8 protein-coding genes are annotated in these 15,959 nt (G+C 69.7%); 4 read left to right on the plus strand and 4 right to left on the minus strand.

Translation table 11 applies throughout. The features are described from left to right. The first annotated feature begins 111 nt into the window (after positions 1-111). The 3 genes from HWX00_RS16060 to HWX00_RS16070 all read left to right on the plus strand — a co-directional run bounded on the left by HWX00_RS16060 (position 112) and on the right by HWX00_RS16070 (position 11,434). The gene (locus HWX00_RS16060) at positions 112-8,709 is read left to right on the plus strand and encodes an autotransporter-associated beta strand repeat-containing protein (RefSeq protein ID WP_175028645.1); all 8,598 of its coding nucleotides are present in this window, start codon (positions 112-114) and stop codon (positions 8,707-8,709) included. 154 nt (positions 8,710-8,863) lie between these two features. Beyond that, the gene (locus tag HWX00_RS16065; RefSeq protein ID WP_034189334.1) at positions 8,864-11,086 is read left to right on the plus strand and encodes an amylo-alpha-1,6-glucosidase; all 2,223 of its coding nucleotides are present in this window, start codon (positions 8,864-8,866) and stop codon (positions 11,084-11,086) included. A 96-nt stretch (positions 11,087-11,182) separates the two neighbouring features. Next, positions 11,183-11,434: a hypothetical protein gene (locus HWX00_RS16070; protein WP_006482135.1), complete on the plus strand. Its 252-nt coding sequence runs from the start codon at positions 11,183-11,185 to the stop codon at positions 11,432-11,434. Between the two features lie 518 nt (positions 11,435-11,952). Here the strand turns inward: HWX00_RS16070 and penR are convergent. After that, complete coding sequence (penR, locus tag HWX00_RS16075; protein ID WP_034189335.1) at positions 11,953-12,843, minus strand: beta-lactamase transcriptional regulator PenR; 891 nt, start codon at positions 12,841-12,843, stop codon at positions 11,953-11,955. Positions 12,844-12,968: 125 nt separating this feature from the next. Here penR and blaPEN-bcc point away from each other — a divergent pair, with 125 nt between their 5' ends. Continuing rightward, on the plus strand, positions 12,969-13,883 hold the full coding sequence (blaPEN-bcc, locus tag HWX00_RS16080; protein ID WP_175028644.1) for a PEN family class A beta-lactamase, Bcc-type: 915 nt from the start codon (positions 12,969-12,971) through the stop codon (positions 13,881-13,883). Between the two features lie 480 nt (positions 13,884-14,363). Here blaPEN-bcc and HWX00_RS16085 read toward each other — a convergent pair whose 3' ends face one another. The 3 genes from HWX00_RS16085 to HWX00_RS16095 form a co-directional block, all read right to left on the minus strand. Then, positions 14,364-14,564: a DUF805 domain-containing protein gene (locus HWX00_RS16085; protein WP_034189337.1), complete on the minus strand. Its 201-nt coding sequence runs from the start codon at positions 14,562-14,564 to the stop codon at positions 14,364-14,366. A 512-nt stretch (positions 14,565-15,076) separates the two neighbouring features. Next, on the minus strand, positions 15,077-15,445 hold the full coding sequence (locus tag HWX00_RS16090) for an antibiotic biosynthesis monooxygenase family protein (protein WP_034189338.1): 369 nt from the start codon (positions 15,443-15,445) through the stop codon (positions 15,077-15,079). A gap of 33 nt (positions 15,446-15,478) precedes the next feature. After that, positions 15,479-15,925 carry a MarR family winged helix-turn-helix transcriptional regulator gene (locus HWX00_RS16095; RefSeq protein WP_059556827.1) on the minus strand — a complete coding sequence of 149 codons (447 nt, stop codon included), beginning with the start codon at positions 15,923-15,925 and terminating at the stop codon, positions 15,479-15,481. Positions 15,926-15,959: the final 34 nt, after the last annotated feature.

Consider the following 15,959-nt stretch of genomic DNA (forward strand, 5'->3'; position numbering starts at 1 on the left):
CGACCGCCGGGGCGGACGCTTTTGTCCGTGATTTTCTGCTGCGCGCCGTCCGGTGCGGCCGAAATACCGCAATACCCATATCAAAAACCAAAGCTAAAAACGAGGGAAAGCATGAACCTTGCGCGTTCGAAAAAAGCCGGTGAGCCGTTTCCGAGACTGCTGTTGCCCACGGGCGTTTTCCTGGCATTGTCCGGCGCGGGTATCGTGCCTGCCCATGCGGTTTGCAGCACGGCGGGCACGACGGTGACCTGCTCCGGCGTCGCGAATCCGCTGGCGCCCAGTTATGCGAACAGCGCGAACAACCTGCACGCGACGGTCAACCCGGGCGCGAGCGTGGGCGTGCTGCTCGGCGTCGGCGGTACCGCGTTGTCGCTGACGGGCAACAACAACACGCTGACCAACAACGGCACGATCGACCCGTCCGCGCTCGGTTCGGGGCTTGGCGTGCTGTCGAGCGGCGCGGTGGTCGGCAATGCGTCCGCGAGCAACACGACCGTCACCAACAACGGCACGATGAACGGCACGACCGGCGTGGCGATCAGCGGCGTGACGGGCATGGCGCTGTCGGTCCAGAACGGCACGGGCGGGACGTCGACCATCACGAACACCGGCACGATCGGGTCCAATCCGCTGGTCGGCGCGACCCTCTCCGGCGCGGATGCGCCCGTGGTCGCCGCGTACGGCGGCGGCACGGTCAACATGTCGAACAGCGGCACGATCAACGGCCGCGTGTCGCTCGGCACGAACGGTACTCCCGGGCAGGGCAACACGTTCACCAACTCGGGCACGATCAACGGCGGCGTGTCGATGGGCGCGAACAGCAACAATACGTTCAATGCCGTGACGGGCTCGTCGGTCAACACGGCGGGCGGCACCGGCGGCGCGTTCAACATCACCGTCGGCCCGGTCACGATCGGCGTCGCGGCGACGGGTGTCGTCGATGGCGGCGCGGGCGGCAACAACACGCTCAACCTGCAGCAGGGCACCAGCGCGAACGGCACGATCGCGGCCAACAACTACATCAACTTCAATCACCTGAACGTCCAGAACGGCGACTGGACGATCAACGGCGCGTCGACCGCGCAGGACGCGACGCTGGCGGGCGGCGTCGCGATCATCAACAACAATGGATCGCTCGGCACCGGTAACGTCACGGCCACCGGCGGCGCGCTGCAGGCAGGTGCGGCGGGGCTCGACGTCTCCAACAACGTGACGCTCGGTGCGGGCGGGCTGACGGTGCAGGGCGCGACCGGGCTCGCGCTGTCGGGCACGGTGTCGGGTGCCGGCGCGCTGACGAAGAACGATGGCGGCACGCTGACGCTGTCGGGCGCGAACACCTATGCGGGCGGCACGAACCTGAACGCCGGCGGCCTGGTGCTCGGCAACAACGCGGCGCTCGGCACGGGCGCGCTGAACGTCAACGCATCGGCGTCGCTCGACACGAGCGCGAACGTGACGCTCGGCAATACGGTGAATCTCGCCAACGGTGCGGCGCTGACGGTCGGCGGCAGCAACGATCTCGGGCTGGCCGGCGCGATCAACGGAAACGGCAGCCTCGTGAAGAACGGCGCGGCGACCACGACGCTGACCGGCGTGAACACGTACACGGGCGACACGACCATCAACGGCGGCACGCTTGCGCTGAGCGGCGCCGGCAGCCTGGCGTCGACCGGGACGGTCAACCTGACCGGGGCGGGCGCGGCGCTCGACGTGAGCGGCGCCTCGGGCGCGCGGACGATCGGCGCGCTGGCGGGGGCGGCCGGGACGAGCGTGAACCTCGGCGGCAATTCGCTGACGCTCAACGGCAGCATCAATGCAACCTATGCCGGCACGATCGGCGGTGCGGGCAGCGTGACGCTGTCGGGTACGGGCACGCAATCGCTGACGGGCACGAACGTGTACACGGGCGGCACCAACCTGAACGGCGGCAACGTTGTCGTCGGCAGCAATACGGCGCTCGGCAGCGGTGCGGTGAACGTGAACGGCTCGTCGTCGCTCGATGCGACCGCCAGCGTATCGCTGGCGAACGGCGTCAACATCGCGACGGGCACCACGCTGACGCTCGGCGGCAGCACGTCGCTCGGTCTGGGCGGCACGATTTCGGGCGGCGGCGGTCTCGCGAAGAACGGTGCGGCGACCACGACGCTTTCCGGCGCGAACACCTACACGGGCGGCACGACGCTGAACGCCGGCGGCCTGGTGCTCGGCAACAACACGGCGCTCGGCACGGGCGCGCTGAGCGTCGGCGGCGCGGCGACGCTCGACACGAATGCGAACCTGTCGGTGGCCAACGCGATCGATCTCGGCACGGGGGCGACGCTGACGCTCGGCGGCAGCAATGCGCTCGGGCTGAGCGGCGCGATTTCCGGCACGGGGGCGCTCGTGAAGGACGGTGCGGCGACGACGACCCTGACCGGCGCGAATACCTATACGGGCGGCACGACGATCAACGCCGGCACGCTGGCGATCGGCGCGGGCGGCAGCCTGTCGTCGACGGGCGCGGTGAACCTGGTCAATCCGGGCGCCACGCTCGACATCAGCGCGGGCGGTGCACAGTCGATCGGCGCACTGTCGGGCGGCGTCGGCACGAGCGTGAGTCTCGGCAGCAGTGCGCTGACGCTGGGCGGCACCGCCAGCGGCACGTTCGGCGGCGTGATCGGCGGCACCGGCAGTCTGACGCTGTCGGGCACCGGCACGCAGACGCTGAACGGCGCGAATGCATACTCCGGCGGCACGAACCTGAACAGCGGCAGCCTCGTCCTCGGCAACAACGGGGCGCTCGGCTCCGGCACGCTGAATGTCGGCGGTGCGGCGACGCTCGACACGAACGCGAGCCTGTCGGTCGGCAACGCAGTCAACCTCGGCGCGGGCGCGGCACTCACGCTGGGCGGCAGCAACACCCTCACGCTGGGCGGCGCGATTTCCGGTGCGGGCGGCCTCGTGAAGAACGGCGCGGCGACCACGACGCTGACCGGCGCGAACACGTACACGGGCGGCACGACGATCAATGCCGGCACGCTGGCGGTCGGTGCGGGCGGCAGTCTCGCATCGACCGGCGCGATGAACCTCGCGAATGCCGGCGCGACGCTGGACTTGAGCGCCGCGACGGGCGGGCAGACGCTCGGCGCGCTGTCGGGTGTCACGGGAACGAACCTCAATCTCGGCGGCAACGCGCTGACGCTGGGCGGCACCGCGAGCGGCACGTTCAGCGGCGCGATCGGCGGCACCGGCAGCCTGACGCTCGCCGGCACCGGTACGCAGACGCTGAACGGCGCGAGCACCTATTCGGGCGGCACGAACCTCGACAGCGGCGGCCTGGTGCTCGGCAACAACACGGCGCTCGGCACGGGCGCGCTGAGCGTCGGCGGCGCGGCGACGCTCGACACGAATGCGAACCTGTCGGTGGCCAACACGATCGATCTCGGCACGAGTGCGACGCTGACGCTTGGCGGCAGCAATGCGCTCGGGCTGAGCGGCACGATTTCCGGCACGGGTGCGCTCGTGAAGGACGGTGCGGCGACGACGACCCTGACCGGCGCGAACACCTATACGGGCGGCACGACGATCAACGCCGGTACGCTGGTGATCGGCGCGGGCGGCAGCCTCGCGTCGGCCGGCGCGATGAATCTCGCGGGTGCCGGCGCGACGCTCGATCTGAGCGCCGCGACGGGCGCGCAAACGCTCGGCGCACTGTCGGGCGTCGCGGGGACCCACCTCAACCTCGGCGGTAACGCGCTGATGCTGGGCGGCACCGCCAGCGGCACGTTCGGCGGCGTGATCGGCGGCACGGGCGGCGTGACGCTGTCCGGCACCGGCACGCAGACGTTGACGGGCGCAAACACCTACACGGGCGGCACGACCATCAACGGCGGCAGCACACTCGCACTCGGGGCGGGCGGCAGCCTGGCGTCGACCGGCACGGTGAATCTGGCCAGCGCGGGCGCGACGTTCAACCTGGGCGGCGCGACGGGCGCGCAGACGATCGGCGCATTGACCGGTGCGGCCGGCACGAACGTGAACCTGGGCGGCAACGGGTTGACGCTGAGCGGGGCGGGCAACCACACGTTCGGCGGCGCGATCGGCGGCACCGGCGGCCTGACGCTGGCCGGCGCGGGCACGCAAACGCTGACGGGTGCGAATACCTACACGGGCGGCACGACGATCGGCGGCGGCAGCACGCTCGCACTCGGCGCGGGCGGCAGCCTCGCGGCGACGGGGGGCGTGAATCTTGCAGCCCCGGGTGCGACGTTCGATGTGAGCGGTGCGACGGGCGCGCAGACGATCGGCGCGCTGACCGGCGCGGCCGGCACGAACGTGAGCCTCGGCGGAAATGCGCTGACGCTGAACGGCAGCGGCAACAACACGTTCGGCGGTGCGATCGGCGGCACCGGCAGCGTGACCTTCGCCGGCTCCGGCACGCAAACGCTGACGGGGGCGAACACGTACACGGGCGGCACGACGATCGACGGCGGCAGCACGCTCGCACTCGGCGCGGGCGGCAGCCTCGCGGCGGGCAGCACGGTGAATCTCGCGGGCACGGGGGCCGCGTTCGACGTGAGCGGCGCGACGGGCGCACAAACGCTCGGGGCGCTGACCGGCACGACCGGCACGAACGTGAATCTCGGCGGGAATGCGCTGACGCTGAACGGCAGCGGCAACAGCACGTTCGGCGGTGCGATCGGCGGCACGGGCGGCGTGACGCTCGCGGGCACCGGCACACAGACGCTGACGGGCGCGAACACGTACACGGGCGGCACGACCATCAACGGCGGCAGCACACTCGCACTCGGCGCAGGCGGCAGTCTCGCGGCAACGGGTGCCGTGAACCTCGCGGGCACGGGTGCGACGTTCAATCTGAGCGGCGCATCGGGCGCGCAGATGGTTGGTCCGCTCACCGGTGTGGCCGGCACCATCGTGAGTCTCGGCGCGAATGCGCTGACGCTGAACGGCAGCGGCAACAACACGTTTGGCGGCACGATCGGCGGGACGGGCGGCGTGACGTTCGCCGGTACCGGTACGCAGACGCTGACGGGGGCGAACACGTATACGGGCGGCACGACGATCAACGGCGGCAGCACGCTGGCGCTGGGGGCGGGCGGCAGTCTCGCATCGGGCAGTGCGGTGAATCTCGCGGGCACGGGGGCCACGTTCGACGTGAGCGGCGCGACGGGCGCACAAACGCTCGGGGCGCTGACCGGTACGACCGGCACGAACGTGACGCTCGGCGCGAATGCGCTGACGCTGAACGGCAGCGGCAACAACACGTTTGGCGGCACGATCGGCGGCACGGGCGGCGTGACGCTGGCCGGGACGGGCACGCAGACGCTGACGGGCGCGAACACGTACACCGGTGGCACGACGATCGACGGCGGCAGCACGCTCGCGCTGGGGGCGGGCGGCAGTCTCGCATCGACCGGCGCGGTCAACCTCGCCGGCACGGGCGCGACGTTCAACCTGAGCGGCGCATCGGGCGCGCAGACGATCGGCTCGCTGGCCGGTGCAACTGGCACGAACGTGAACCTCGGCGCGAACGCGCTGACGCTGAACGGCAGCGGCAACAGCACGTTCGGCGGCGCGATCGGCGGCACGGGCAGCGTGACGCTGGCCGGGACGGGCACGCAGACGCTGACGGGCGCGAACACGTACACCGGTGGCACGACGATCAACGGCGGCAGCACGCTGGCGCTCGGCACGGGCGGCAGCCTCGCATCGACCGGCTCGGTGAATCTGGCAGGCACCGGCGCGACGTTCAACCTGAGCGGCGCGTCGGGCGCGCAGACGATCGGCACGTTGACCGGCGCGGCCGGCACGAACGTGAGCCTCGGCGCGAACGCGCTGACGTTGAACGGCAGCGGCAACGGCACGTTCGGCGGCACGATCGGCGGCACGGGCGGCCTGACGCTCGCGGGCACCGGCACACAGACGTTGACGGGCGCGAACACCTACACGGGTGGCACGACGATCAACGGCGGCAGCACGTTGGCGCTGGGTGCGGGCGGCAGTCTCGCATCGGGCAGCACGGTGAATCTCGCGGGCGCAGGTGCAACGTTCAACCTGAGCGGCGCGTCGGGCGCGCAGACGATTGGCGCGCTGACCGGCGCGGCCGGCACGAACGTGACGCTCGGCGCGAATGCGCTGACGCTGAACGGCGGCGGCAACAACACGTTCGGCGGTGCGATCGGCGGCACGGGCGGCGTGACCTTCGCCGGCACCGGCACACAGACGCTGACGGGCGCCAACACCTACACGGGCGGCACGACGATCAACGGCGGCAGCACGCTGGCGCTCGGCGCGGGCGGCAGTCTCGCATCGACCGGTGCGGTGAATCTCGCCGGCGCGGGTGCGACGTTCGACGCGAGCGGCGCGACAGGCGCGCAGACGATCGGCAGGCTGACCGGCGCGGCCGGCACGAACGTGACGCTCGGCACGAATGCGCTGACACTGAACGGCGGCGCGAGCGGCACGTTCGGCGGGACCATCGGCGGCGCAGGCGGCGTGACGGTGGCCGGTGCGGGCACGCAAACGCTGACGGGCGCGAACACGTACACCGGTGGCACGACGATCAACGCAGGCAGCACACTCGCACTCGGTGCGGGCGGCAGCCTCGCATCGACGGGCGCGGTGAATCTCGCCGGCGCGGGTGCGACGTTCGACGCGAGCGGCGCATCGGGCGCGCAGACGGTCGGCGCGCTGTCGGGCGCGGCCGGCACGAACGTGAACCTCGGCAGCAACGCGCTGACGTTGAACGGCAGCGGCAACAGCACGTTCGGCGGCACGATCGGCGGCTCGGGCGGCGTGACGGTGGCGAGCGGCACGCAGGTGCTGACCGGCGGCAACACGTACACGGGCGGCACCACGATCGCGGCCGGCGGCACGCTGCAGCTCGGCAACGGCGGCACGTCGGGCAGCGTGGCCGGCAACGTCGTCGACAACGGGGCGCTGGTCGTCAATCAATCCGGCAACGTGACGATCGCGAGCGTGCTGTCCGGCACCGGTTCGCTGACGCAGGCCGGCAGCGGGCAACTGACGCTGACGGGCACGAACACGCTGAGCGGCCCGACCACGGTCAGCGCGGGCACGCTTGCCGTCAACGGTTCGCTCGGCCAGTCGAACGTCACCGTGCAGAGCGGCGCGACGCTGACGGGCACCGGCACGGTCGGCGGCCTCGTGGTGCAGGGCGGCGCGACGGCGGCCGCCTCGCAGCCGGGCGCGGCGCTGAACGTGGGCGGCAACGTCACGTTCCAGCCGGGTTCGACGTTCCAGGTCGCGGCGGCGCCGCAACAAAGCGGCAGTCTCGCGGCGGGCGGCACGGCGACGCTGAACGGCGGCACCGTGCAGGTGATCGCGAACCAGAGCGGCTACCAGCCGAGCACGACCTACACGATCCTCACGGCGGCGTCGGGCGTGCAGGGCACCTTCAGCCAGGTGAGCGCGAACTACGCGTTCCTGATGCCGACGCTCAGTTACGATCCGGGCCACGTGTACCTGCGGCTCGTCGAGAACGGCACGTCGCTGCCCGACGTCGCGACGACGCCGAACCAGCGTTCGGTCGCGGCCGCGCTCGGCGGGCTCGGGGCCGGCAACCCGCTGTACGACGCGGTGCTGACGACCGACGCGCCCACCGCGCGGCGCGCGTACGGGCTGCTCGACGGCGAACTGCAGGCGAGCCTGAAGAGCATGCTGCTGCTCGACAGCCGTTATGTGCGTGACGCGGTGACCGATCGTGTCCGCCAGGGCCTCGCGCCCGGGGCGGGGCCGCTTGCCGCGCTGTCGTCGGGCGGCGCCGCGCTGTGCGGCGACAACACGGCCGGCGCGGTCGACCCGATGCTGCCGCCGGAACGCCGGATCGGTTCGCGCGAGGGCTGCTACGGCGGCACGCCTTATCAGCCGGTCGTCTGGGGGCAGGCATTCGGCGGCCGCAGCCGGCTCACCGGCGACGGCAACGCGTCGACGATCAACCGCAGCATGACGGGCTTCATCGCCGGCGCCGACATGGCACTCAACGACAAGTGGCGTGCGGGCCTGGCGGCAGGCGTCACGCACAGCTCGCTCGACAACGACCAGAGCTCGTCGGCGGCCGTGAACAGCTACTACCTGTCGCTGTATGGCGGCGCGCAGTACGGCGCGCTCGGCGTGCGCGGCGGCGCGTCGTACACGTGGTACCGGATCAACAGCGACCGTTATCCCGGCTTCGCGGGTTTCTCGGATCACGACTCGGCCGGTTACAACGCGAATTCGGCGCAGGTGTTCGGCGAAGTCGGCTACGCGCTGCCGGTCGGGCCCGTCGCGATCGAACCGTTCGCGGGCCTCGCGTATGTGAACCTGCATACCGACGGCTATACGGAAACCGGGGGCGCGTCCGCATTGCGCGCCGGCGGCGAGACGACCCACGTCGGCTTCTCGACGCTCGGCCTGCGCGCGGCGTCGCAACTCGGCGCGATCGGGAGCGGCACGTTCACCGCGCGCGGGACGGTCGGCTGGCGCCACGCGTTCGGCAACGTGCGGCCGTCGTCGGCGTTCACGTTCGCGAACGGCGGCACGTCGTTCCAGGTGTCGGGCGTGCCGATCGCGCGCGACAGCGCGGTGCTCGAAGCCGGCATCGACGCGAACATCACGAAGCGCCTGACGCTCGGCCTCACGTACAGCGGCCAGTATGGCAGCGGCGTGCGCGACAACGCGATCCTCGGCAACATCCTGTGGAAGTTCTGACCGGCAACTGACGTGCCCGCACGCGGCGCCCGCGACGACGGCAACGTCGCGGGCGCCGCGGCCGTTTCGTCGCTGCGCACGTGCCCCGTTCTGGCCTATCCTGTGCGAAACACGCGACGCGCGCCGCGCGTTGCGCCTCGACACAGGAGCATCGATGCCGAATCACGCCGAAGCCACGACGACGCAGGCGCCGCAAGTCGCGCCCGTCGCCCCGACCGCCGCGTCGGGCCCCGCCTTCATCGCGCCCGAAGCCGATCCGCAGGCGCTCGCGCGCAACAACCAGTACGTGCTGAAATCCGGCGACGCGTTCGTGGTGAGCGACGCGCTCGGCGACATCGGCGGGCATGACGACGGCCTGTTCGTCGACGACATGCGCGTGCTGTCGACGTGGCGCCTGACGTTCGGCGGCCGCGCGCCGTCGCTGCTGTCGGGCGCGACGAGCGCCGACAACGCGTCGTTCACCGCGCACCTGACGAACCGCCCGCTGCCGCCGCTCGGCGGCCACGAGACGCCCGAGGGCGTGATCCATATCGAGCGGATGCGCGTGCTCGCGGGCGACGTGCTTTACGAAGCGCTGACGCTGACGAACTACGGCGCGAGCGAGGCCGAGGTGCCGCTGTCGCTGTCGTTCGCGGCCGATTTCAAGGACATGTTCGAGGTGCGGGGCACGCAGCGCCCGAAGCGCGGCACGGTCGTTGCTCCGCGCGTCGATGCCGGCGCGGTGCGGCTGCGCTACGACGGCCTCGACCGCGTCGAGCGCAACGTGACCGTGCATTTCTCGCCGGCGCCCGACGCGCTGTCGGTCGATCGTGCCGACTACACGCTGACGATCGCCGCGCAGGCCTGCGTGTCGATCTACCTGACCGTCGATGCGACGCTCGGCCCGGCGCACGGCGAAGGGCCCGGGTGCGGCCGCGTCGCGCTGCGCACCGCGCTCGTCGGCGTGCATCGCGAGATGCGTGCGCGGCGCGAGTCGATGGCGCGCGTGAACACCGGCAATCCGCTGTTCGACGCCTGGCTCGATCGTTCGCTCGCGGATCTCGGGCTGCTGACGACGCAGCTCGATACGGGGCCCTACCCGTATGCGGGCATTCCGTGGTTCTCGACGCCGTTCGGCCGCGACGCGGTGATCACGTCGTTGCAGATGCTGTGGCTGCAGCCGTCGCTCGCGCGCGGCGTGCTGCGTTTTCTTGCCGAGCACCAGGCGCGTGAAACCTCCGCCTTCCGCGACGCGGAGCCCGGCAAGATCATGCACGAGTTCCGCCGCAGCGAGATGGCCGCGACGGGCGAAGTGCCGTTCGCGCTGTACTACGGCGGTGTCGACACGACGCCGCTGTTCATCGTGCTGGCCGGCGCCTATGTCGAACGCACCGGCGACGATGCGCTGATCGACGAGCTGTGGCCCGCGCTCGAGCGCGCCGCGCAATGGGTGATCGACAAGTGCGACCGCAATCCCTACGGACTGCTCGATTACCAGCGCACGTCGGAGCGCGGCCTCGCGAACCAGGGCTGGAAGGACAGCCACGATTCGGTGTTCCATGCGGACGGCCGTTTTCCCGACGGGCCGATCGCGCTCGTCGAAGTGCAGGCCTATGCGTGCGCGGCGCTCGATGCGATGTCGGCGTGCTCGCACCGGCGCGGCCACGCGGCCGACGCGACGCGCTACGCGTTGCGCGCGAAGGCGCTGCGCGACCAGGTCGACGCGTTGTTCTGGATGCCCGAGGGCCATTTCTACGGGATCGCGCTCGACGGCCATGGCGACCTGTGCCGCGTGTTCGCGTCGAACGCGGGGCACCTGCTCGCGTTCGGGCTGCCCGATGCCGAGCGCGGCGCGGCGGTGGCCGGCGTGCTCGGCTCGACGCTGTTCCAGACGGGGTGGGGCATCCGCACGCTCGCGGCCGGGCAGCCGCGTTTCAACCCGATGGCCTATCACAACGGGTCGGTATGGCCGCACGACAATGCGCTCATCGCGCGCGGCCTGGCGCGCTACGGCGACAAGACGGCCGCGGTGAACCTGTTGCGCGCGCTGTTCGAGGCGGCGGTGAGCTTCGAGATGCGCTTGCCGGAGCTGTTCTGCGGGTTCCCGCGCCGGCGCGGCGAACCGCCGACCGCGTATCCGGTGGCCTGCCTGCCGCAGGCCTGGGCGGCCGGTGCGCCATTCATGATGCTGCAGGCATGCCTCGGTGTGAGCATCGACGCGACGCGCCACGAGGTGCGCGTCGAGCGTCCGGCGCTGCCGGAGGGCGTCGACTGGCTGCGGATCGACGCACTGCGCGTCGGCGACGAAACCGTGTCGTTGACGTTCCGCCGTGTCGACGGCCAGGTCGTCGCGGCGGCGGAGCAGCCGGGGCGGGTGAAGGTGGTCGCGGTGCTGTAGCGCCGTGCTGCACGAACGTTGCGCGATGTCGCGCCACGTTCGTGCGCAGCGGCATAGAATCGTGACATGACCCTTGAACGATGGAGGAGGTAGACGATGACGACCGACAACCGGCCCGACGACGGCGAGCACAAGCTCGAAAACCTGGAGGCGGCGGTCGACCACCTGCACAAGTCGATCGAATCGCAGAGCATCGCGGTCGGCGCGGCGAAGGGCATCCTGTTCAGCCTGATCGAAACGCTCGGCGCGCTGATCGGCGATCCCGACCTGCCCGAGCATGCGCGTTCGGGTTACGAAGCGTTGCGCGACAAGGCCAGCGAATTGCGCGGCGGGCTCGACCGGCATTGATCCACGGCGTGCGCCGACGCGAGCCGCACGGGCCGCGCCGGCGCTGCCCGATTCTGCGGATGAAGCACAAAACCCCGTGCGCTCAATGAGTTAGGCGCCCGGTGCGCAGGATATCCACAAGCTTGCCAACACAATCTGTGGAGAACCGGCCGGCCTTCGGCCGCACGTGTGCTGCGCTCCCGATGTGTGCCCGGGAGGCCGTTCGAATGATGGTGCGGTGCCACACCATTGACCGGTCAAGGTCCTGATATCGAATCCCCTTGTGTATCAAGATGTTACGCGCCGGATCCGGCGGATATCCACAGGTTTGCCAACAAATTCTGTGGACAACTTGCCATCGATTGCGTCGCATGGGTTGAGTATCGGGCCCGAATGCGGCATGCGCGCGAGGCGCGTGCACAAAGGCTGCCCGATGTGTGGGTCGGAACGCAAATTCGTGCGCGATCAAGGGCTTAGGTCCCGGGTGCCCAGGATATCCACATCCTTGCCAACACTTTCTGTGGACAAGGGCGGTTGCGTTACGCGTCCGGTGTCGTGTCGGCCGCCTCGGCCACGATCCAGTCGCGAAAGAGCGTCATTGCGGGCGTCAGCGGTTTCGATTTCAGCGACGTGAGCCAGTAACCGCCCGCGCACACGTCGATGTCGAGCGGTCGCGCGAGCAGGCCGAGCTGCAGTTCGCGTGCAAACATGCAGGCCGGCGCGAGTGCGATGCCCGCACCCTGCATCGCGGCCTCGACCATCAGCCGCGATGAATCGAACACGGGCCCGTTGACCGTCCACGGCTCGAGCTGCGCGGCGTCGAACCAGCCGTGCCATTCGTCGGTGCGGTACGAGCGCAGCAGCGTTTCGTTCGCGAGATCGGCCGGCCGCGCGAGGCGCCGCGCGATCTCCGGCGCGCACAACGCGGTGAGCGGTGCATCGAGCAGCCGTTCGTTGCGCGTCGCCGGCCAGTTGCCTTCGCCGAAGCGGATCGCGAAATCGAGTCCCTCGGCGGCGAGATCGACGACGTTGTTGTTGGTGCGCAGCCGCAGTTCGACGAACGGATGCGTGTCGCCGAACTGCTTCAGTCGCGGCATTAGCCAGCCTAGGGCAAAGGTGCCGACGACGCCGAGTGTCAGTACCTCGCGGAAGCGCCCGCCGTCGAACTGCTTGAGCACCGTCTCGATGCGGCTGAACGCATCGCTCAGCACGGGCAGCAGCGCCCGCCCTTCGTCGGTGAGCCCGAGGCCCCGCGGCAGCCGCGTGAACAGCGTGCAGCCGAGCCGCTCCTCGAGCGAGCGCACCTGCTGGCTGACCGCGGCCTGGGTCACGCTCAGCTCGAGGCCGGCGCGCGTGAAGTTCAGGTGGCGCGCCGACGATTCGAACGCGCGCAACGCATTGAGCGGAAGATGAGGGCGGAGCTTCGTCATAAGAATTTCTTTTGTCAGCGCTCAATTATCGTTGCTTGTCGGCTAACCGTAAAGTCTCGATAGTGCTGTCTCGGCGCCGCCGTTTCAACCTCGATTCGCCGCCATTCCACTCCGAGACAACCGACATGACCTACTCATCGAAACGTCGAACCCTGTTGCTGGCCGCCGCGACGGCGCCGCTCGTCCTCACCGTCACCGCGTGCGCGTCGCGGCAGGCCGCGAAGGCGGACGCGGCCGATCCGGCAGCGGTGGCCGAGGCGGCGGCTGCGCTGGCCGATCTCGAGCGCGACGCGGGCGGCCGTCTCGGCGTGTGCGCGATCGACACCGCGAGCGGCCGGGTCATCGCGCATCGCCCGGACGAGCGCTTCCCGTTCTGCAGCACGTTCAAGGCGATGCTGAGCGCGGCGGTGCTCGCGCAGAGCGTCGATCGCCCGGGTTGGCTGCAGCAGCGCGTGACGTACACGAAGGCCGATCTCGTCAACTATTCGCCGGTGTCCGGGAAGCATGTCGGTTCGGGCATGACGGTTGCCGCGCTGTGCGAGGCCGCGATCCAGTACAGCGACAACTCGGCCGCGAACCTGCTGATGAAGCTGATCGGCGGCCCGTCCGCCGTGACCGCGTTCGCGCGCTCGATCGGCGACGACACGTTCCGGCTCGATCGATGGGAGACCGAACTGAATACCGCGCTGCCGGGCGACCCGCGCGACACGACGACGCCCGCCGCGATGGCGGCGAGCATGCGCGTGCTCACGCTCGGCGACGCGCTGCCGGCCGCGCAGCGTGCGCAGCTCGTCGCGTGGCTGCGCGGCAACAAGGTTGGCGACAAGCGGATCCGCGCAGGCGTGCCGGCAGGGTGGACGGTCGGCGACAAGACGGGCACCGGCGACTACGGGACGACGAACGATGCCGGCGTCATCTGGCCGGCGTCGGGCGCGCCCATCGTGCTGGTCGTGTACTACACGCAGGCGCAAGCCGATGCGCGGGCGAAGGACGGCGTGATCGCGTCGGTCGCGCAAATCGTGGCGCGGACGTTCGGTTGAGTCGGGCGGCGCGGCGAGCGTGAACGCGATCCGCATGCACGCCGTGCCGCAGTCGTGACCCGCGCGACCAAACGTTGTGCGATCAACGACTTAGGTCGCGCATGCTCAGGATATCCACATGCTTGCCAACAAAAACTGTGGACAAGCCCGCGTGCGGCCGCGTTCGGCGCGGCGTGCGCGGCCGTGCCCTGTTTGAGGCGGCGCGGACAAAGTCTTTCGGATCAAGCGCTTGGCTGCGGTATGCGCAGGCTGTCCACACGCTTGCCAACACAATCTGTGGACAAGCGCGCCGGTCGGCGCCGGTGGCGACGCGTCACGCCGCGCGAGGGCACGCAACCGGCGATATGCCGGCTGCGTGCCGCGTTTGAGGCGGCGCGGACAAAGTCTTTCGGATCAAGCGCTTGGCTGCGGTATGCGCAGGCTATCCACATGCTTGCCAACACAATCTGTGGACAAGCTCGCGCGCTGTCGCCGCGATAGTCAGCGCTGCCGATCGTCGACCGCGGGCCAGCGCGCGAACGCGAATACCCACAACATGATGAAGTTCAGGACCGGGACGAACATCGTCAGGATCCACCAGCCCGAATGTCCGGTGCGCCGGACGATGCGGACGTACGGATAGACGACGATGGCGACGAGCACGAGCGAGACGAGCAACTGCCACGCGGTGAAGTGTTCCATGGTCTTCCTCGGAGTGATGGTGATGCGTCGTGGTGCGGCTCGCATGATCTTGATGCGTGACCTGCGCGGGCGTCAAGGCGCGGGTTGAGCGTAGCCGTCGTGCCGGATCGTTCGTGCACGCTTGCGCCACGCGTTGCCGCAACGGTGACCCCGCGCACGAACCTCAGGCCGATCAACGGGTTAGCGCATGCGTGCTCAGGATATCCACAAGCTTGCCAACACAATCTGTGGGTAAGTGGCCGGCACGGCAGCCGGCCGGCGTGCATGCGGCGGTCGTTGCGTGCATCGTCGTGGCGTCGTGATGCGAACTGGGGCGAAGTGGCGAGCGCGACGGCCATCGCCCGGCCCTCGTCTGCATCACGCGTGCCAAAGTCCATCGGATCAAGGGTTTAGCGTCGCGGTGCGCAGGATATCCACAAGCTTGCCAACATTTTCTGTGGAGAAGTCCGCGTTCGCGATCGGCCGGTGCGATACCGGCGGATGCCACGCGTTGCCACGTGACGCACGCGCACTTACGCGGTGCAGATACCGGCGACACCGACTTTCTGGAACAGGTGCGGGCTGGCGACGGCGGACGACGGATAGGCCGACAGCTTGGCGACGAACGCCGGATGCGTGAAGGCCGCGCGAAACGTAGCGGTCGATGCCCAGATCGCGTAGTTCAGGTAGGTCGGACTGTCGCCGAGTGCGCGATGCAACTGGGTCGAGATGAACCCCGGCTGCTGCTTCATGAATGCCGCGTCGTCCTTCCAGGCGGCGAGAAAGTCCGCTTCGTCGGCGGGTGCCAGGGTGAACACGTTGACGAGAACGACCGGCTCCGCGTCGATCGCGATCTGTTGCTGGATCGGAAAGGCCGGATCCATCGGCTTGAAGTGGGGCATGGGAATTCCTGGTGAGGTGGCGGGCTGGCGGGGTTACGCGTGGCCGTCCTGGCCGTGCGCCCGGGACATCGCCGACAGCACGCGAATGGCGGCATCGAGGTCGGCCGCACTGAAGTCGCCGGCGATGTCGCGGACATGCTGCTGCCACTGCTCGGCCACGGCCCGATAGGCCGCTTCGCCGCGCGGCGTCAGCGCATACAGAGGGGAGCGCTTGTGCGCCGGGTTCGGCAATGACAGGACGAGCCCTTCTTCGGTCAGCACGTTGACCTGTTTCAGCACGGCTTGCCGCGTGATGCCCATTGCATCGGCAATCTGCGGGATGGTCGGCGCGTCCGGCGCCATCGAGATCGCGCCCAGCACCTGCCAGCGCGCACTGGTCAGGCCGTGCGGGCCGGAAAAGGTGTTGCCCCATTCGATCAGCAGCCCGTTCAAGCGGAATACGGACAGCGCGACGGTGGTCAATTTCTCGGATTTCGTCATATCCCGCTCGCATCATGAATTGACAACCACTTTA

The organism is Burkholderia seminalis DSM 23518 (genome assembly GCF_902832885.1).
GTDB classification, from domain to species: Bacteria; Pseudomonadota; Gammaproteobacteria; order Burkholderiales; family Burkholderiaceae; genus Burkholderia; species Burkholderia seminalis.

Coding starts and splice junctions, on each gene's coding strand:
- HWX00_RS16060 (WP_175028645.1), top strand. CDS start 112: ATGAACCTTGCGCGTTCGAAAAAAGCCGGTGAGCCGTTTCCGAGACTG.
- HWX00_RS16065 (WP_034189334.1), top strand. CDS start 8,864: ATGCCGAATCACGCCGAAGCCACGACGACGCAGGCGCCGCAAGTCGCG.
- HWX00_RS16070 (WP_006482135.1), top strand. CDS start 11,183: ATGACGACCGACAACCGGCCCGACGACGGCGAGCACAAGCTCGAAAAC.
- penR (WP_034189335.1), bottom strand. CDS start 12,843: ATGACGAAGCTCCGCCCTCATCTTCCGCTCAATGCGTTGCGCGCGTTC.
- blaPEN-bcc (WP_175028644.1), top strand. CDS start 12,969: ATGACCTACTCATCGAAACGTCGAACCCTGTTGCTGGCCGCCGCGACG.
- HWX00_RS16085 (WP_034189337.1), bottom strand. CDS start 14,564: ATGGAACACTTCACCGCGTGGCAGTTGCTCGTCTCGCTCGTGCTCGTC.
- HWX00_RS16090 (WP_034189338.1), bottom strand. CDS start 15,445: ATGCCCCACTTCAAGCCGATGGATCCGGCCTTTCCGATCCAGCAACAG.
- HWX00_RS16095 (WP_059556827.1), bottom strand. CDS start 15,925: ATGACGAAATCCGAGAAATTGACCACCGTCGCGCTGTCCGTATTCCGC.